Here is an 18,489-nt window from a genome sequence, read left to right as displayed (position 1 = left end):
CACAGCAGCAGCGCTCAGCCCCTCCAACAGCCGGTCACGGTCCTGGCCGACCACCGCCAGACGGTGCGAGAACGCCGTCGTCCGCGTCACCGCCAACGACAACGCCACATCCCTGGCCGCGACCTCCGGACGCGCCGTCACGAACTCCGCCAACCGACCCGCCTGCGCAGCCACCGCCGCACCGGACCGCGCCGACACCACCCACGCCACCGGACCCACAGACTCCAGACCCAACTCCGAGGCAGACTCCGGCTCCGCCCCGGCCTCAGGTGCCGCCGACCGTTCGAGGACGGGCGCCTCGCCGACCACCACGTGGCAGTTGGTGCCGCCCATCCCGAAGGAACTGACCCCGGCGATGAGCGGCCGGCCGGCCTGCGGCCAGGGCGTGGTCCGGGTCTGGACCCGCAGGTTCAGCTCGTCGAGTGGAATCTGCGGGTTCGGCTCACGGAAGTTCAGGCTGGCCGGGATCTCGCGCCCGCTGATGGCCAACGCGACCTTGAGGAAACCGGCGATTCCCGCCGCGGACTCGAGGTGGCCGATGTTCGTCTTGACCGAGCCGACGGCCAGCGGGCCGTGCTCGCGACGGTCCCGCCCCAGCGCGGCGCCGAGCGCCGCCGCCTCAATCGGGTCGCCGACCCGGGTCCCGGTGCCGTGCAGCTCGACGTACTGCACGTCCGCCGGCTGCAGGCCCGCGAGCTGGTGGGCGCGCCTGATGATCGCTTCCTGCGCCGCGCTGCTCGGGACGGTCAGACCGTCGCTGGCGCCGTCGCTGTTGACTGCGCTGCCGCGGATCACGCAGTACACGGGATCACCGGCGGCCAACGCGCTCGACAGTGGCTTGAGGACGAGCACGCCGCCGCCCTCGCCGCGCGCGTAGCCGTTGGCGCGCGAGTCGAACGTGAAGCAGCGCCCGTCCGGCGAGAGGCCGCCGAACTTCGCTTCCTCGGCCGCCGTCTCCTGGCTGATGCTGAGCTTGACCCCGCCGACCAGCGCGCTGGTGCACTCCCCGCGGCGCAGGCTCTCGCACGCCAGGTGAACGGCGACCAGCGAGGACGACTGGGCCGTGTCCACCGTCATGCTCGGACCGCTCAGTCCGAGCGCGTAGGACACCCGGTTGGCGATCATGCCGCGCTGCAGGCCGGTGTTGCTGTGCGCCGTTATCGCGTCCGTGCCGCGCCCGCGCAGCAGCGCGGCGTAGTCGTCGCGGTTCGCTCCGATGAAGACGCCGATCCGGTCACCACGGACGTTGCCCGGCACGATGCCGGCGTCCTCGAACGCCTCCCAGCTCAGCTCAAGCACCAGCCGCTGCTGGGGATCCATCGCGATGGCTTCGCGGGGAGAGATGCCGAAGAATTCGGCGTCGAACCGGTCGACGCTCTCCAGGTAGCCGCCGAAGGAGGTGCCGGGCAGGGCTTCGCCCGCCCGCGGCCGACCGCTCTCCTCCCGGTCCGCCGGCACTCGCGTGATCGCGTCGCCACCGCCGCGGAGAAGCTGCCAGAAGGCACCGAGGTCCGGTGCCTTGGGCAGACGGCATGACATGCCGATGACCGCGATCATGTCATCCTGCGCAGGAAGTTGTTCAGCGACTGGCATGTCCATCCGTCCCCTGCGAAGAAGGAAATTAGCGTTCTCAGAAGGCTGTGAGCCGGTTACCGCCGGCACCGTCCGCCGCTGCGGCGCCTCTGTGCCCGAGTCAGTGGTGCTGTGCGCGCTGACCACACCGCGCCCGGTCCCGGTGCCGCAGTCCGCCCGCACCGGTCAGCGGGAGGCCTGGCGTCCGAGACGAACGCGTACCGGGTGCGGACCCTCGGGTGCCCGCTGACAGCGCGGCAGATCGGCGTGTCGGGGGTCGCTGGAAGTCACCCCGTCCCGCGCCGGGTGACCCAGCGGCACGGACACGAAGAGCACCGCAAGCCGGTCGTCCCCGACCGAACCGCGGCGACTCGCCCCCGAAGACACGCAGCAGGCTCACCGGCCGATCTTCCAGTCCTTCATGGGAGGAAGCTCACCACGTGGGCGGACGGCCCGAAAATGACGCCGTTCCACCAGGCGCCCATCGGGAGGCAACCAGGTCATCCCGCCAGGGTGCCGAATCGGACACGCGGCGCACGCCCAGGTGGGCGGACGCCCGGATCCAGGCGGTCATCGCCGGGGAACTGCGGAGTTCCCGGTGGATGGAATCCCGCCATTCGGCGGTTCACGCGCCACCCCGCGGCCATCTCCCGGTTCGGCGACGTCCAGGCCGCCGTGCCGTGCCGGGCTCCGCTCGCGAGGTCTGCGTACGGGTGGCCGCCGGAGGACGGGCCGGTGCGGATCTCCACCTGTTATCGTGGCGGATCGCCCGTCAACAACGGGGCCGGGTCGGGCAGTTGGGCGCCGTGCCGGGCGTTCGCCGGGGCGTACGCCGCTGTCGTTTCCGGCGCACGGCTGACCGTCGTTTCCCGTCGGTCCGTGGGATCGAGCGGCCTGCTCGCCCGGACCCGACGCGGGTGTGTCACCGGATCGAGGGCGCCGAGCCCGGTCGCGGACTCGTTCCTGGTTCCCGGCACGACAACCTGGTTCCCGGCACGACGACATCGAGGGCCACGGCATCCAGCGTGGCGGTTGCGCATGAGGTGCGGGCGATGGGAGCACGTGGCATTTGCATCGCGAATCATCCTGCTGGTACTAGCACTTGGAGTGGCATGTCCGTCTTGTCTGTCGATGATGATCTGTGGTGCCGCCGCTACCACCCGTCCCCCACGGCCACGACCCGCCTGGTGTGCTTCCCGCACGCGGGCGGCTCGGCACCGTTCTACTTGCCCGTCGCAACGGCTCTCAGCCCCGATGTGGACGTCATCGCCATCCAGTACCCCGGGCGGCAGGAGCGCCGCGCGGAGCAGCCGTTGACGGATGTGGACGCGTTCGCCGAGCGGATCCACGACCTCCTGCTGCGGCAACCACCGCTTCCGGTCACGTTCTTCGGCCACAGCCTCGGCGCCACCATCGCCTTCGAGACCGTCCGTCGGCTGGAGGCCAGCGGCAGCGAGGTCGCGCACCTGTTCGCGTCCGGCCGCCGCGCCCCGTCCGCCCATCGTGAGGCGGGCGGCGTCCACCTGCGGGACGACGACGGCATCCTCGCCGAGGTGCGCCGGCTGAACGGCACGGCCGCGAGTGTCCTAGGTGACCAGGAGCTGATGCGGGCCGCCTTGCCGTCCTTGCGTGCTGACTACCAGGCAGCTGAGACCTACCGGTGCGCCCCGGAGGCGACCATCGACTGCCCGGTCACGGTCCTGACCGGCGACACCGACCCGGAGACGACGTTGCCCGAGGCCCACGCGTGGGAGCGGCACACCACCAGTACGTGCACTGTCCGCACGTTCCCGGGCGGGCACTTCTTCATCACGGCGCACGTGAGCGCGATCACCGCCCTGCTCAAGGGGCACTTCGCGCGAACGGCCGGCTCCGACCGCGGGACCGCGGTCCGTCCTTGACGACTCGGCGACCGGCGCGCGAGCCGGTCACCGTCCCTTCCACCGTGACCGGAGACCCGGGTGCCCGGTGCCGGGCCGGCCAACACCTCTACCGCCTCCGCGATGCAGCGGTAGGCGGTAGAGGTGGAGGTAGAGGTGCTTCCGGTGTCGAACCCGGCTGCTCAGCGGCGCAGGCCGGTTCCCGTCGTGGGGGCGAGGCGGTCGGACACCACCGACACGACCCCGGCGATCTCCTTGACCAGGTAGAAGTGCCCGCCGGGGAAGACCCGGAAATCGAAGCCGCCTTCCGGCGCCTGCTCCTCCCAGTCCCTGACCTCCTCGACACTGGCCTCCCGGTCCCGGTCCCCGACGATCGCGGTAACGGGGCAGCGCAGTGGGTCGCCCGCGACGTAGCGGTACCGCCCTACGGCCGTGTAGTCGCCGCGGAGCGTCGGCAGCACCATTTCCAGCACTTCCCGGTTCTCCATCGCCCGGGCTTGCGGGCCGCGCCGCGAGCGGATCTCCGCGACGATCCCTTCGTCGTCGAGCAGGTGGTGCGTTTCCTCGCGGTAGCGGGTGGGGGCGCGTCGGCCGGAGACGAACAGGTGCGCGGGCTGGCCCGGGTGGTCCCGCTGGAGGCGCCGGGCGACCTCGAAGGCGAGCACGGCGCCCATGCTGTGGCCGAACAGCGACAGCGGACGGTCCAGCGACCCGGTCAGTGCGTGGGCGATGTGGTCCGCCAGGGTGGGGATGTCGTCGATGCAGGGCTCGGCCCGCCGGTCCTGGCGTCCGGGGTACTGCACGGCGAGGACGTCCACGGTCGGGGCCAGCGCCCGCGCCATCGGAAGGAAGAAGGGGGCGGAGGCACCCGCGTGCGGGAAGCAGACCAGGCGGTTCTCCGCGTGGTCGGCAGGCGCGAACCGCCTGAGCCACAGGCTCTCGTCATCCGATCCGTCGTCGATTCCCATCCGGTCCCTCCTGGCGTTCCTGGTCGATGTCCGGGCCTGAAACGGGGTTCACGCGCCCTCCGACAGCGCCGCCCAGCCGTGCGCGGCGTCCGCGGGCAGCAGGACGCTGACGGTGACCTCGACCACCGCGTTCTCCGGTATGCCGCCCCCGCTGCGGCTGATCCTCTCGATCAGCGGCGACACGTGCTGCCCGCTGATGCCGGCGAGCAGCCCGCGCAGCTTCTTGATTTTGTCCGGGCCTCCGATGAGCATTTTCACCCGGTCCGGCCGGTGCGGCTGCGGAAGGAGTTCGACCGCCTCCCACGCGCCATCGCCGACCCGCTTGTACCGGACGCAGCACTCGGTGGCGCGCTTGGTCTCCTCGCCGACCCAGACCTGTCCCGCCGGGGCGGCGCTGGCCAGTTGGAGGCAGCGGCCGACGACGGCGCTGTCGAGGGCGCGCAGTGTGCCGTCGCCGGGGCGGTAGCTGTGGATCGCGTCGGTGGACACGACGGCGACCTTGACCACCGCCGGCGGGGCCCCGCCGTCGGTGGCGTCGCGGACGGGCCGGGCCCGTCCGAGCGCGGCACGGATCGCCAGGGCGGCCTCGACGGCTCGATCGGGGGCGTGGTCGGCGTCGTCGAACAGGATCCAACTCACGGACGCGATCCTGCTGATGACCACCCCGCCGTACCGGCTGACCTCGCGGTCCACCGTCCCGGCCACCGTGTCGAACGCGGACGCCGTCTCGGCGACGTCCGCCCCGGGTCTGACCTCGCCGACGACGGCCAGCACGGTGGCCAACTGCCCCTGGGGCAGCGGCATGTCGCAGCCGTCCGTCGGGACGAGCTCCGGGCGGCGGGGCTCGGCGGGTAGTTCCTCGGGCGGCGCGGCAGCCGGCACCGCCTGGTCGGCGAGGACGGCGGTCGGCCAGGGGACCCCCACGATGCCGCTGTCGCCGAGCGCGGGCACCTCACCGCCGTGCCAGTCCAGCCGCACGTCCTGATTGAGGATCAGGTGTTCGAGCTCCTGGAGTTCCCGGCTCGGCTCCAGCCCGTGGGCCTCGATCAGCGACACGCGGGCGCGGCGGTAGACGTCGAGCGCGTCCGACTGCCGGCCGCACCGGTACATCGCGAGCATCAGCTGCGCCACCAGGCGTTCGTGGGACGGCTCCCGTGCGGCGAACAGTTCGAGTTCCGCGATCACCTCGCGGTGCCGCCCGCAGGCAAGTTCGGCATCGAACAGTTCCTCGACGGCGACGAAATACGCGTTCTGGACCGCGGCGGCCTCGGGCCACGCCGCGCACGTCTCGGCCAGGTCGGCGAGGGCCGGGCCGCGCCAGACGTCGAGTGCGTCGCGGAGCACTCGGCGCGCGGATTCCCAGTCGGCGCCGGCGGCGTACGCACGGCCCCGTTCGGTGCGCTGCGTGAACAGGTTCAGGTCAATGCTGCTGGGTTCAACGCGCAGCAGGTACCCGGGCGTGTGGGTGAGCAGTACGGGCGGGTCAGCACTTCCACCGTCACAGGCCAACATTCCGCGCAGCGAGGAAGCCGCATTCTGCAGCATCTTCCGTGCGGTCGGTGGAATGCGGCCGTCCCAGAGGGAATCGAGCAGTTTGCTCGACGGGACGATCCGGTTCGCCCTCAGGAGCAGCATGCCCAGCATCGCGCGCTGCTTGATCCCGCCGAGCGGCACGACCCTGTCCTGGGCAACTACTTCAAGCGGACCTAAGATATTGAACTGCAATTTGACCTCCCGCCATGCGCGACGCAGTTCGTCCACAATTGGACAGGTCTACAAAGGGCGCAGGAATTAATGGGCTACAGGAATTTATGGACTGCCGATGTGGTTCAGGGCGGGAGAAGGTCATCCCACGGAGCCCTTGCCGACGCCGTTGACGGCACGCATAAACGTATGGCGCTGTGTCAGAGCACGATGGCGGTTTGGGAACGGATTGCGACGAAGTCGCGAATTTCACCGGCCACTTCTACCATCGGGAATCTTGAAGTGGTTCTTCGGCCTCCCGATCTACGGCCTTCGCTCGTATGGGCCGTGACCTTTGCGGAGAACATCATCCGTAGCCGGCCTGGCATCAATCCCATACTCATCCCTGCGTCCCCCGTTCACCGACCGCTGAGGTTCCAAGAGTGCGGCGTGAAGATGCGGATATGTCCACGCCGATCACCTTGCACTCTCTACAGCACCCTATCCCTAGCTCCCCCTCCGCACCCCTCGATCCCGAAAAACGATTGAGACACAATTCACACCGCGGGGCGCGTATTATCACCTGGACCTCGGGTTGGGCCAGATGTTCCCCACACCCGGTATAAATTCGGCAAAGCCTTGGCATGGCTGCTTAAAGTCAAATGCCGCTAACTCAGAATTGAACTCGTACTGTCCATAGGTCGTGACGGTTTGTAATCCCTGCAGTACGACCTGGCTATGCAGTATGAGGGTGGGGGGAGGCGCCGCTCTCGGAGAGGTCGATGTCGGCCGCGCGGCTGGAGCGGGAGTCGGCGCGCGGGCCCCTGGCGCACGGCTGGACGGATGAGTCGCAGGGCTGAACGCTCAAGCGGATCAGGCTGCTGATCGGGCGGATATTCCACGTCCGCTACACGGCGCAGGGCGCACCCTGCCGCCGACGCCCCGCGTATGCCCCGCGCCCCGGACCAGCCCGACCTGGACACGGAGCCGACAGCTCGGAGGAATGACCCGCGGCCCCGTTTCGTCACAACGCGCCCTGCCCGCCTCAATGTCCGGGCCCGTCATGGGGTACGCGTCCCCGCCCGCTCGTCCGGGCCGGCCGTGGCGGGGGCGTCGGCCATCTGGTTGAGCAGCTGAGCGACCAGGGCGAGCAGCTGCTGCTCGACCGGACTGAGCGCGCCGAGGGCGCTGCCGAGCCATGCGGCCCGCTGCGCGAGATCGTCGGACAGCGCCTGGGCGCCGGCGTCGGCGATCGAGAGGATCGAGGCGCGCCGGTCGGCCTCCGAGCGCTCCCTGGTGATCAGGCCGTCCGCCTCCAGCTCGGCGAAGGTCCGGGTCAGGGCTTGGAGCTGCTGGTGCTCGGCGAGGGCCACCGCACTGGGGGTGCAGGGCCCGTTCCGACGCAGGTGGCCCAGCACGATGATCTTGTTCGCGGTCAGGGCACCGGGCGGGCGCTCGTGGCGCAGCCGGGAGCCCAGTCGGAGCAGACCTTGGAGCAGGGCCTGGGCGCAGTCGTCGGTGTCCATCCTTCAATACTAAGCCACCATGTAGTATTGGGAGGAGAGGTGCCCCGTGAATCTGCGCATCAATGGCCATGCAGAGGGTGGGAATGCTAACCAAAGTCTATTATTCGACGGTGGCGATGGTCGCCGTGCTGGGCTCCTTCTTCACGGCGGTGGAGATCGCGCGCCTCGCCGCGGGATACCCGGCGGCGGTGCTCGGGGTGCCGGCCGTGATCTTCGCGTTCACGGTGTCGCGCCGCCCTGGCGGTGAGCCGGTCCCGCAGAAGGTCATGGCGGCCGCCGCGCTCTCGGTCCTCGCGGGGGCGAGCGTCTGGCTCGGTTCGCAGATGGCCGTTCACCCCGTGATCGGCGGGGCGGTGTTCGTGGTGCTGATGGCGGGTTCGATCTGGACCAGGCGGTTCGGAGCGGCGGTCACCCGGCTGGGGGCGCTGGTTCCGCTGGCGCTGATCGCCGCCCTGCTGTCCGCCGGATCCGGTACGGGGCACATGGCGTGGTGGCCGGTCTGCGGATGGATGGCGCTGGTGGGGTTCAGTGCCTTCGTGTGGGTCCGCGTCGTTCGCCGGGTCGCCGAGAAGCTGACCGGCCTTCCGGGTTCGCCGCCGGGGCAGGCCCCTGCCAAGCGGTCGGCGCAGCGCGCCGGACTGTCGCCCCGTACCCGGATGGCCCTGCAGATGGCGGTGGCGCTGACCGCCGCGTTCTCACTCGGGCACCTGATGTTCGGCGAGCACTGGCAGTGGTGCGTGATCAGCGCGATGGTCGTCAGCCTCGGGCCGGTCGGCCGCGGCGACTTGGCCCTCAAGGGCGTCGAGCGCGGACTGGGCGCGATGGCGGGCACGCTCGTCGCGGCCCTGATCGCCGCGGTGGCCGACCCCCACGGCACCACCAGCATCGTGCTGATCTTCGTGGTGCTGGCCGTGGCCTCGACCCTGCGCGCCTACAACTACGCCTGCTACGCCGCAGGCATCACGACGGCGCTGTCCCTGTTCTACGGATACTTCGGCCAGTCCCCCCAACACCTGCTGCTCATCCGCCTGCAGGCGCTGGTCCTGGGGGCCGTGCTGGCGGTGGTCGTGGGCTGGTTCCTCGTGCCGGTGCGGACGGGCGACGCGGTGCGCGCACGGCTGGGCGCGACCCTCGGCGCACTCACCTCGGTGCTCGATGCCCGCCGCGACGGGGCCTCCACCGCCAAGGCGCTCGCCGCGTTCGACGCCGCGGCCGCCAACCTGAAGGCCAGCACGCGTTCGCACCGGCTGTACCGGACGGCCACCCGGAGGCTGGGCACGGCGCACCGGATCACGCCGGCCGACGCCGGCGAGGCGCTGCTCGCGACCCGCGGCCCGGTGCACGCCCTGGCCGCGAGCGAGCCCGGCCCGTGCGAGCGTGCCACCACCGAGACCGTCGGGCTGCTGCGCCGCGCGGTGTCGGCCCCGGCGGACCCCCTGCCCGAGCTGCCGGAACCCGCTCAGACGGCACCGCTGGCCGAACTCGACGCCGCGCTCCGGCAGTTCGCCGCCGCGCTCCCGTCCCTCGCCAGGCGCCGGCCACCCGAGGTGGCCGGCAGCGGCGAGGCCCTCCAGCCGCCCGTTTCCGCCGCCTGACTGACCCGCCGTCAGCTCGACGTGGTCAGCCGGAGGTGCTCAAGACCGCGCAGGACGGTGTGGGGCTTCCACGCCGGCGGCTCGGTCATCCGGGACTCGGCGAGGACGGGCAGCAGCCGGCGCAGGGCGATGGCGGCCTCGGCGCGTCCCAGCGGGGCGCCCAGGCAGAAGTGGATCCCGTGGCCGAACGACAGGTGCCGGCGGGCGGGGCGGACGAAGTCGAAGGCCTCCGGGTCATCGCCGAGTGCCTCGTCGCGGTTGGCCGCGCCGACGAGCATGAGGGCACGCGCGCCGGCCGGGACCGTGGTGGTGCCGACCGTCGCGTCCTCCAGCGCGGAACGGACCAGGAGCTGGATAGGAGGGTCGTAGCGGAGGGCCTCTTCGACGCACCTCTCGACCAGGTCCGGGTCGGCCTGCAGGGCGGCGAGCTGGGCGGGGTGGTTGAGCAGGGCGAGGACGCACCCGCCGATGAGGCTGCGGGTGGTCTCGTGGCCGGCGATGAGCAGCAGCCGGCAGGTGATGATGATCTCGTGCTCGGTCAGGGCGCCGTCCTCGTCGTGGACGTGGACCAGGGCGGAGACGAGGTCGTCGCCCGGTTCGCGGCGCCGCTTGGGAATCAGCGCCCCGAGGTACTCGTGGAAGCTGTCACGGGCCGCGCGCATCGTGACGCGGGACTCGGGCGTGATGAGGAAGCTGGGGTCGATGCTCCGGGACAGCTGCTCGGACCAGGTCACCACCATCGGCCGGTCGGCCTCCGGGATGCCGAGCAGCTCGCTGATCACCCGGACCGGCAGCGGGAGCGCGAGGTCGCCGATGACGTCGAAGCTCGGGTTGAGGTCGCCCACGAGCTCGTTGGTGATCGCCTCGATGCGCGGCATCAGGGCCCGGACGCTCGCCGGGGTGAGGGCGCGGGACACCAGGCGGCGCAGCCTCGTGTGGTCGGGCGGGTTCAGCCGGAGCATGTTGCTGGCGTTGTCCTGGGCGGTAACCACGGCCGTGTCGTCATCGGCGCCACCGGCATTGGCCGGGGCGGCAGATGCCGGCCGGTCGGTGCCCCGCCACAGGGTGCGCAGCGGGCTGGCCTCCCTCGGCGCGTGGCCGAAGGCCGGGTTGCCGAGGACCGCCGCGCAGTCCTCGTAGCGGCTGAAGACGAACAGCTTCTCGTGCGGCCGGACGACCGACTGCCGCGCACGCCACTTCGCGTATTCCGGGTACGGGTCACCGAGGCCGAAGAGAGCGGCGAGGGCCTGGAGCTCCTCCGGGCGGACCTCAAGATCAGTCATCAGTGTGTCCCCGTCGGCTGTGCGGGCTCACGGGTGAGCCGGGTGGTCAGTGAGGTGTCGATCAACGTGGCGGGCAGGGGCCGGGCGACGTGCGGCGCGGCCCGCGGGCACGCGGTGGCCGCGTACGGGCCGGCGAGCGGACGCGCCGTCAGAGGACGGTGTCCTCGTACCCGGCCGGCCGGCCTTCGAGGATCACGGTCTTGGTCTCGAGGTAGGGCAGCAGTCCCTCGCGTCCTCCTTCGCGGCCGATGCCGGACTGCTTGAACCCGCCGAACGCGATGCCGAGGTCGCTGCGCAGCGCGTTGTGGCCGACGGTGCCGGAGCGCAGCTGCCCGGCGACCTCGCGGGCCCGGTTGACGTCGTTGGTGAACACCGCCGCGTTGAGGCCGTAGATGGTGTCGTTGGCGATCCGGACCGCGTCCTGCTCGTCGGCCGCGGGGATGACGGACAGCACGGGGCCGAAGATCTCCTCCTGGGCGATGACCGAGCGGTTGTCGACGTTGCCGAACACGGTGGGCTCGACGTACCAGCCCCGGGTCAGGCCCTTCGGGCGACCGCCGCCCGTGGCCAGCGTGGCCCCTTCCGCGACGCCCTTGGCGATGTACCCCTCGACCCGGTCCCGCTGCCGGCTGGCCGCCAGCGGCCCCATCTGCGAGCGCGGGTCGAACGGGTCCCCCACGCGCACCCGGGAGAACACGCCGGCGAGGGCCTCGAGCAGTTCGTCGTGCCGCGAGCGGCTGACCACGATCCGGGTCAGCGACGCGCAGACCTGGCCGGTGAGGAGGCACTCGGCCTGGGCGAGGCTGCGCGCGGCCGCCTCAAGGTCCATGTCGTCGAGGATCACGGCGGCGGACTTGCCGCCGAGCTCCAGCGTGCAGCGGGCCACGCGCTCGCCGCAGATCGAGGCGATGCGCCGTCCCGCGGCCGTCGACCCGGTGAACGTGATCTTGTCCACCCGCGGGTCGCGCACCAGCAGCTCGGACACCTCGCGGTCCGCGGTGACGACGTTGAGCACGCCGGGCGGCAGCCCGGCCGCCGCGGCGGCCTCGGCGATCAGGTGGCCCTCCCCCGGCGCCTCGGGCGCCGACTTCAGGACCACCGTGCACCCGGCGAGCAGCGCGGGTCCGACCTTGTTGCTGATCATCCCCATCGGGGCGTTCCACGGGATGATCGCACCGACCACACCGGCCGGCTCACGGACGATCATGCCGAACTGTCCGCCGGCCGTCGGCTTGACCGGCTCCTCGAACGGGAACGTGCCGGCCAGCGCGGCGTACCGCTTGAAGGCGGCCTCCGCGCCCGTGCCGGCGTGCGCGGCGAAGGTGTACAGGACCCCGGACTCGCGCGGCCAGATCTCGGCGATGTCCTCGCCGCGGAGCCTGAGTTCCGCACCGATCGCCCGCAGGTACCCGGCCCGCTCGGCCGGCGTCAGCCGCGGCCAGGGGCCTTCGTCGAAGGCCTCCCGCGCCGCCGCGACGGCCCTGGACATGTCGGCGGCCTGCGCCTGCGCGACCCTGAAGTAGAGCTCCTCGGTCGCGGAGTCGATCACGTCGATCGTGGCGCCGGACGACGGCACCACCCACTGACCGCCGATGAAGAAACGGTCCGTCCGACCGATCGGCGCCTCCGCGCGTCCAGCCAGGCTCATCCGGTCACCCTCCCGATCGCCGCCTCCACGGCGCTCATGCTCGCGTGCGCCGGGCGGACGCGTAAATGGCGCTCCGCCTACGCCCCGCCACTGCGGGGTAACTGGGGTTTCCATTCCGGGGCCTTGCCCGCTCGGGCACCTGACTGAACGGTCAGCGGCCTGCCGGGCCACCCAAAAGGGCCCTGCTACGCTGACGCCGTCCCCCATTGATGGGGTCCGACGTAGCTACTTGAGCCCCCGTCAACACCCGGGGCAATTCAACAGGATGGAACAACGTGGACATCGGCATCCGGGGAGCAGTCAGTCCGAAACCGGGGTCCGGCAATGTCCAGCCCAAGAAGCTGCTTCTGCGCGCACTCGCGGGAGAGCGGACCGAGCGGCCGCCGATCTGGCTGATGCGGCAGGCCGGACGCTACCTGCCCGAGTACCACGGGGTCCGTGAGGCGGCCGGCGGCATGGTGGGGCTCTGCACCACGCCCGAGCACGCCGTCGAGGTCACCCTGCAGCCGCTGCGCCGCTTCCCGCTCGACGCCGCCATCGTGTTCGCGGACCTTCCGCAGGTCGCCGCCGCACTGGGCCAGACCCTGGACTACCGGGTCGGCGAGGGGCCGGTGTTGACGCCGCCCGTCCGTTCGACGGCGGACATCGCCGAATTCCTGAGCATCTCCCGCCTCCACGAGGAACTGGCCCCGATCTACGAGACGGTCAGTCAGCTGACCCGCGCCCTGCCCGCCGAGACGGCCCTGATCGGCTATGCCGGCGCACCGTGGACCATTGCCACCTACATGGTCGAAGGCCGCGGCGGCGCCGCGTCGGAGCACTCCGTCGTCAAACAGTGGGCGCTGAGCGACCCCGACGGATTCCAGCCCCTGATGGACCTGCTGACGGCCGCCATCATCCAATTCCTCGGCCGCCAGATCGAGGCGGGCGCGGAAGCGGTCCAGCTGTTCGACAGTTGGGCCGGGGTGCTTCCGGACGTCCTTTTCGAGCGCTGGTGCGTCAAGCCGATCGCCGCCATCATCAGCGCGCTGAAGGCGCAGTACCCCGACGTTCCCGTCATCGCGTTCCCCCGGGGCGCCGGGCTCTCCTACGACGGCTTCGCCGAGGCGACCGGCGCGGACTGCATCGGCCTGGACTCCACGGTTCCGCTCGAATGGGCCGCGCGGAATCTCCAGCGCGGCCTGGGCCGCTGCGTGCAGGGCAACCTCGACCCCCAGCTCCTGATCGCCGGCGGCCCCGCGCTCCACGCCGAGACGGAGCGCATCCTGCGCGGCCTGAGCGGGGGGCCGTTCGTCTTCAACCTGGGACACGGCATCGTCAAGACCACGCCCATCGAGCACGTCACGGCCGTCGTCGAGCAGGTGCGCGCCTGGAGCACGCCCGCGGCGTAGGGCCGGCCGGGGTTCGACAGCGACCTTCAAGGGGCAGCTTCGGCCCGGGAGTTCGTGATGGTGAGGCGTAGGCGGGTTCCGTAGGAAGGCTCCACAGGAAGGTTCCGTAGGCGGGTTCCGATGCGGCGGGTGAGCCGTGGCCGGTCCTGCCGTGCAGTCAAGGGGCCCTGGGTACCCGGTGCGAGCCGGGTGCCCAGGGCCCCTTGACCTGCTGCGGTCCGCCCGGCGTCCGCTGAGACCGTCAGCCGACGCGGAGCGGAAGGCACAGCGGTCCGCGGGCTAGGCGCCCGCCCCAGACCACCGTGGACGGGTCCTGGAGGCTGAACTCGGGGAACCGCTCGAGCCAGACCTCCAGTGCGACGCGGAGTTCCATGCGGGCCAGGTGCGAGCCCAGGCAGCGGTGGATGCCGAGGCCGAACGCGGCGTGCCGGTTGCCTTCGCGGTCGATGATGACCTCGTCGGCCCGGTCGAACTGCGCGGGGTCCCGGTTGGCGGCCGGGAAGGACAGCAGAACCCAGTCGTCGGCCTTCATGTCGACGCCCCGCCAGTGCATGTCCTCCTTCACCAGCCGGGACATGGTGACCGGCCCGAAGGCACGGAGGAACTCCTCCATCGCGGTCGGCAGCAACTCCGGCTCGGCCACCAGGCGCTCGCGGTCCTGCGGGTTCCCGGCCAGGTGCCACAGGGACGAGCCGATCGACTTGGACGTCGTGCCGATCCCCGCCGCGAAGAGCAGCAGCATCATGCTGATGATGTGGTTCGGGTCGAGCTTGCGGCCGCGGAGCTCCACGTTGAGGAGGTAGCTGATGAGGTCCTCACGCGGGTTCTTGACGTGCTCCTTGATCTCCGCGAGCAGGAAGACGAACATCTTGCTCAGCTGTTCGACGTGCTCGTCCCGCGAGTCGAGGGCGTCCTCGCGGTTGATGTTCGCGATGAGCTCGCGGAACTGCTTCCGGTCCCCCTGCGGGATGCCGAGCAGGTCACCGATGACCTGCTCGGGGACCCGCTGCGCGTACTCCTCGGCCGCGTCGACGACGTCCCGTCCCTTGAAGCCGTCGATGAGGGAGTGGCAGTACGCCCTCGTGGTCGGCTCGAGCCTGGCGACCGCGGTCTTGGTGAACGCCGGCAGCAGCAGCTTGCGCGCGCTGTGGTGGAACGGCGGGTCGGAGGTGATGGGCGGGAGTTCGCCGATCGGCGCCAGGTCCCGCGGCGGCCGGAAGTTGCCCACGTTCACCGACCGCGAGGAGAAGCGGTCGGTGTCGTAGGCGATCGCCGCGATGTCCTCGTACAGGGTCGGCACCCACGCGCCACCGAACCGCTCGGTGTGCGCGATCGGGCATCGCTGCCGCAGGTCGTCCATGATCGGGAAGGGATCCTCGGACCACCGCGGATCCAGGTGCGAGAAGTCCGTCGCCCAGTCGGTGACCGGGCCGGAGATGGTCTCGCTGCGGATGGTGTGGTAGCGGTCCCGGTCCGGGTCCCGGAAGTCCTTGTTGAAGCGATCGTCGGCGGTCACGTCACGCCCCCTCGATCAGGGTGATCGCCCGCTCCGGGCAGCTCGCGACGGCGAGGCGGACCTCGCGCTCGTTGCCCGGCGGCACGGTGCCGTTGCCGGGAACGTTGCCGTAGCCCTCGACGTCCTCGCCGAACACGCCGGGGGCGATGTCGTAGCAGCGGCCGTGACCTTGGCAGCGCCCGGAGTCGATCTGAACTTTCACAGTGAACCGTCCCACTTGTCATGAGGCTGATCCGCATGGCCCCGTTCGGCCATCCTGCACGGCAGGCCGACGGCGGCAGAGGTCTCCGGGAAGGCGATGACGCCCCGGCCCGGCGGGTTCGACGGGCGAACGGGCCCCATGGCCACGGGCGGTCCCCTCAGCATGCGGTCGAGCCGGATACCTGCGGTGTTCATGCTGCCCGGCATCGCACGGTCACGGAAAGGGCGGTCGGCCATCGCCCGGCCATCGCGGGGTAATTCAGTGCCCATTCCGGGGAACGCCGCAGCCCGGGTGCCGCGGCCGGGGCAGCGGGACCGGCCAGGAATCCGAGGGTTGACATGCAGAAACACGCCGTCGGCCGGCTGGACGGCGTGTATCTGGGCAGCGGGGCCGTGGCTCCACGGCGGGTTCGAGCCGGTGGACGCGGGGCGGCGAGCCGACCACCGCGGCAAGCTGATCACCGCGAGGAGCCGATCACCACGGCGAGTTCGGCGAGATCCGCCCGCCAGGTCCAGGACCGCCAGCGCGAAGACCGGACCGCTCTCAGTCCGTACCGGCAGCGGCGGCCACGGGCTCCTTGGCCTCGGCCTCGGCGCCCTCGGCGCCCGCCGGCTGGGCCGGGACGGTGAGCTCGGAGACGCTGAGCTCCGGCACCTCCGTCACCGCCGCAAGAGCTGATTCGATGGCGTCAGCCAGCGTCGGGGACACGGCGTCATCGAAGTCCATCCTCGTGACGGTGACTTCGGCGTTGGTCGGGAGCAGGTCGGTGCCGAAGTCGGCAGCGCCGCCGCAACCCACCTTCAGGGTGGTCATTTCGTCCTCGGTAATCTCCCGGCTGAGAACCAGCGAGAACACATACCCCATTGACTGTCACCTTTTCATCTTCTGTGTATCGCGGTATCGCGGAAACGTACTTGAGCAGGCGGATGTGATGTGTCGTCAGAGGGCGGTGTGCTCGTATCCGGCTGACCCTCGAGGATCACCATCTCTTCGTCGTTGCCAGGCCCGTCGCGCCCTCATGCTTGCTGGCGCCGCGCGGTCGTGTAAAGGGTGGTCAGCCATCGCTCGGCCACTGCGAGGTAACTGGCACACGCCGCGGACCGCGGCCCCGCCTCCGGGAGCCGTCGTCACCGTCAGCGCCGTCACCGCCATCGTCACGGGCGCCGGCGTTCCCCGCAATGGGCACACAGTTACCCCGCGATGGTCCGACGATGGCTGACCGCCCTTTCCGCGACCGCTCGGTGCCAGGAAGCATGGACCGGGTCGGCACCCGGCACGTCGCACGCTGAGGAGATCGCTCGTGGGCATCCGGCCCACTGAACTCGCCGGGTCCCGGCGGGTTCCGGTCGCCGCTGCACGCACCCTGCGAGGACCCCGTGCTCGCGTGGGCCGCGGCATGGAGCTGATCGAGCGGCCCGACGAGCCCGGCACGACGAGGTATGCCGAACGGGCGTGCAGATCAGTTTCACAACAAGGGGACGGTTCACCGTGGAAGTTCAGATCGACTCCGGGCGCTGCCAAGGACACGGCCGCTGCTACGACATCGCCCCCGGCGTGTTCGGCGAGGACGTCGAGGGCTACGGCAACGTTCCCGGCGACGGCACCGTGCCGCCGGACAACGAGCGCGAGGCCCGCCTCGCCGTCGCGAGCTGCCCGGAGCGGGCGATCACCCTGATCGAGGGGGCGTGACATGACCGCCGACGATCGCTTCAACAAGGACTTCCGGCACTCCGACAGGGACCGGTTCCACGTTTCGCGCGGCAAGATCATCACCGGCCCGGTCACCGACTGGGCGACGGACTTCTCGCACCTGGATCCGCGGTGGTCCGAGGATCCCTTCCCGATCATGGACGACCTGCGGCAGCGATGCCCGATCGCGCACACCGAGCGGTTCGGTGGCGCGTGGGTGCCGACCCTGTACGAGGACATCGCGGCGATCGCCTACGACACCGACCGCTTCTCCTCGCTCGGAACCAACCTGAGCGAGTTCCGCCCGCCGCGGGACCTGGCGCCGATCGGCGAAGCACCGCCCATCACCTCCGACCCGCCGTTCCACCACAGCGCGCGCAAGCTGCTGCTGCCGGCGTTCACCAAGACCGCGGTCGCCAAGCTTGAGCCCGGCACGAGGGCGTTCTGCCACTCCCTCATCGACGGCCTGAAGGGGCGGGACGTCGTCGACGCCGCCCACGACTACGCGCAGCAGATCCCGAGCCGGGTCATCGGCGACCTGCTCGGCCTGCCGCCGGAGGACCGGGAACGGTTCCACGAGCTCGCCACCAACCTGGAGGGCGAGGGCAAGCAGTCGCGGGACGAGCGCATCGAGCACATGGGCCGGGTGTTCATCTACCTCCTCGCGGAGGTCAACAAGCACATCGAGCAGCCGCGTGACGACCTCATCAGCTACCTCCTCAACGCGGAGCTCCACGGCCGCAAGCTCGAACCGAACCACGTCATCGGCACCATCATGCTGCTGCTCATCGCCGGCATCAGCACCACCTACAGCGCGATCGGCACGTCCCTGTGGCACCTGGCCGGGAACCCGCAGGATCGCGAGCGCCTGGTGGCCGAGCCCGAGCTGCTGCCGACCGCGATGGAGGAGTTCCTCCGCGCCTACGCGCCGGTCACCATGGCCCGGCTCGTGAAGGACGACATGCACTGGCGGGGCGTCGACATGAAGGCCGACGACTGGATCCTGCTCTCCTTCCCGGCCGCCAACCGGGACCCGGCCCAGTTCGACCGCGCCGACGAGGTCATCATCGACCGCGAAGGCAACCGGCACGCCGCGTTCGGCCTCGGCATCCACCGCTGCCTGGGCTCCCACCTGGCCCGCATGGAACTCCGCGTCGCACTGGAGGTCTGGCTCGAGCGGATCCCCGAGTTCAGCCTCCAGGACCCGTCCACGGTGACCTGGGGCGGGACCCAGGCCCGCGGACCGAAGACCCTTCCCCTGCGGATCCGCTAGCCGACCCGTGCCCGCCCTCGGGCGGGAACGGACGACGATCAACCTGAGAACGGCGGCAGGTGCCTCTCCGTTGCCGTGCTCCAGTGTGATGACGCTGGTGCGCCGCAGTGTCGGCGTACACGTGAACGTCCCCAGCCTCGTACGGATGGAAAGGGACAGTTGCTGATGCGATGAGACCTGCTGCTCGGCACTGTGCTGCGTGGTCGATACAGGACCACCACCGGCGACATCCCGGTCCAGCCTCGTCAAGAGCGGCCGCGGAG

Annotated in this window: 14 protein-coding genes; 5 read left to right on the top strand and 9 right to left on the bottom strand. The window is 70.8% G+C overall.

Annotated features, from left to right (window positions below; translation table 11 throughout):
• Nucleotides 1–1,593 (bottom strand): type I polyketide synthase (locus ACGFWI_RS24020; protein WP_393908050.1); only part of this gene is annotated, 1,593 nt, incomplete at its 3' end.
• A 1,091-nt stretch (nt 1,594–2,684) separates the two neighbouring features.
• Between ACGFWI_RS24020 and ACGFWI_RS24015 the strand changes: the two genes are divergently transcribed.
• A complete protein-coding gene (locus tag ACGFWI_RS24015) occupies nt 2,685–3,473 on the top strand; it encodes a thioesterase II family protein (protein ID WP_393908049.1) in 789 nt (262 codons plus the stop codon).
• 161 nt (nt 3,474–3,634) lie between these two features.
• On the opposite strand, the gene ACGFWI_RS24010 is transcribed toward ACGFWI_RS24015, so the two are convergent.
• From ACGFWI_RS24010 to ACGFWI_RS24000, 3 genes are all read right to left on the bottom strand, one after another.
• Nucleotides 3,635–4,420 carry a thioesterase II family protein gene (locus tag ACGFWI_RS24010; RefSeq protein WP_393908048.1) on the bottom strand — a complete coding sequence of 262 codons (786 nt, stop codon included), beginning with the start codon at nt 4,418–4,420 and terminating at the stop codon, nt 3,635–3,637.
• Nucleotides 4,421–4,468: 48 nt separating this feature from the next.
• Nucleotides 4,469–6,094: a BTAD domain-containing putative transcriptional regulator gene (locus ACGFWI_RS24005; RefSeq protein WP_393908047.1), complete on the bottom strand. Its 1,626-nt coding sequence runs from the start codon at nt 6,092–6,094 to the stop codon at nt 4,469–4,471.
• A gap of 1,070 nt (nt 6,095–7,164) precedes the next feature.
• Nucleotides 7,165–7,629 (bottom strand): MarR family winged helix-turn-helix transcriptional regulator, encoded by a 465-nt coding sequence (locus ACGFWI_RS24000; protein WP_393908046.1) that lies wholly within the window; start codon nt 7,627–7,629, stop codon nt 7,165–7,167.
• An 83-nt stretch (nt 7,630–7,712) separates the two neighbouring features.
• Here ACGFWI_RS24000 and ACGFWI_RS23995 point away from each other — a divergent pair, with 83 nt between their 5' ends.
• A complete protein-coding gene (locus ACGFWI_RS23995) occupies nt 7,713–9,224 on the top strand; it encodes an FUSC family protein (RefSeq protein WP_393908045.1) in 1,512 nt (503 codons plus the stop codon).
• An 11-nt stretch (nt 9,225–9,235) separates the two neighbouring features.
• Here ACGFWI_RS23995 and ACGFWI_RS23990 read toward each other — a convergent pair whose 3' ends face one another.
• Nucleotides 9,236–10,507 carry a cytochrome P450 gene (locus tag ACGFWI_RS23990; protein ID WP_393908044.1) on the bottom strand — a complete coding sequence of 424 codons (1,272 nt, stop codon included), beginning with the start codon at nt 10,505–10,507 and terminating at the stop codon, nt 9,236–9,238.
• 148 nt (nt 10,508–10,655) lie between these two features.
• The gene (locus ACGFWI_RS23985) at nt 10,656–12,155 is read right to left on the bottom strand and encodes an aldehyde dehydrogenase (RefSeq protein WP_393908043.1); all 1,500 of its coding nucleotides are present in this window, start codon (nt 12,153–12,155) and stop codon (nt 10,656–10,658) included.
• A gap of 275 nt (nt 12,156–12,430) precedes the next feature.
• Between ACGFWI_RS23985 and hemE the strand changes: the two genes are divergently transcribed.
• On the top strand, nt 12,431–13,546 hold the full coding sequence (hemE, locus tag ACGFWI_RS23980; protein ID WP_393908042.1) for a uroporphyrinogen decarboxylase: 1,116 nt from the start codon (nt 12,431–12,433) through the stop codon (nt 13,544–13,546).
• Nucleotides 13,547–13,787: 241 nt separating this feature from the next.
• Here the strand turns inward: hemE and ACGFWI_RS23975 are convergent, their stop codons facing one another.
• The 3 genes from ACGFWI_RS23975 to ACGFWI_RS23965 form a co-directional block, all read right to left on the bottom strand.
• Complete coding sequence (locus ACGFWI_RS23975; protein WP_393908041.1) at nt 13,788–15,062, bottom strand: cytochrome P450; 1,275 nt, start codon at nt 15,060–15,062, stop codon at nt 13,788–13,790.
• 1 nt (nt 15,063) lies between these two features.
• Entirely contained in the window at nt 15,064–15,264 is a 201-nt protein-coding gene (locus ACGFWI_RS23970) for a ferredoxin (RefSeq protein WP_393908040.1), read from the bottom strand.
• 543 nt (nt 15,265–15,807) lie between these two features.
• Nucleotides 15,808–16,128: a hypothetical protein gene (locus ACGFWI_RS23965; RefSeq protein ID WP_393908039.1), complete on the bottom strand. Its 321-nt coding sequence runs from the start codon at nt 16,126–16,128 to the stop codon at nt 15,808–15,810.
• Between the two features lie 624 nt (nt 16,129–16,752).
• On the opposite strand from ACGFWI_RS23965, the gene ACGFWI_RS23960 reads away from it, so the two are divergent.
• Nucleotides 16,753–16,953, top strand: a complete 201-nt coding sequence (locus ACGFWI_RS23960; RefSeq protein WP_393908038.1) for a ferredoxin — start codon at nt 16,753–16,755, stop codon at nt 16,951–16,953.
• Nucleotide 16,954: 1 nt separating this feature from the next.
• Entirely contained in the window at nt 16,955–18,226 is a 1,272-nt protein-coding gene (locus tag ACGFWI_RS23955) for a cytochrome P450 (RefSeq protein WP_393908037.1), read from the top strand.
• The last annotated feature ends 263 nt before the right edge of the window (nt 18,227–18,489 follow it).

Origin of the sequence: Streptomyces sp. NPDC048434 (assembly GCF_043200375.1) — a bacterium.
Classification (GTDB): Bacteria; Actinomycetota; Actinomycetes; order Streptomycetales; family Streptomycetaceae; genus Streptomyces.
The sequence above is the reverse complement of the archived record's forward strand: the minus strand, read 5'-3'. Positions and strand labels throughout refer to the sequence as shown.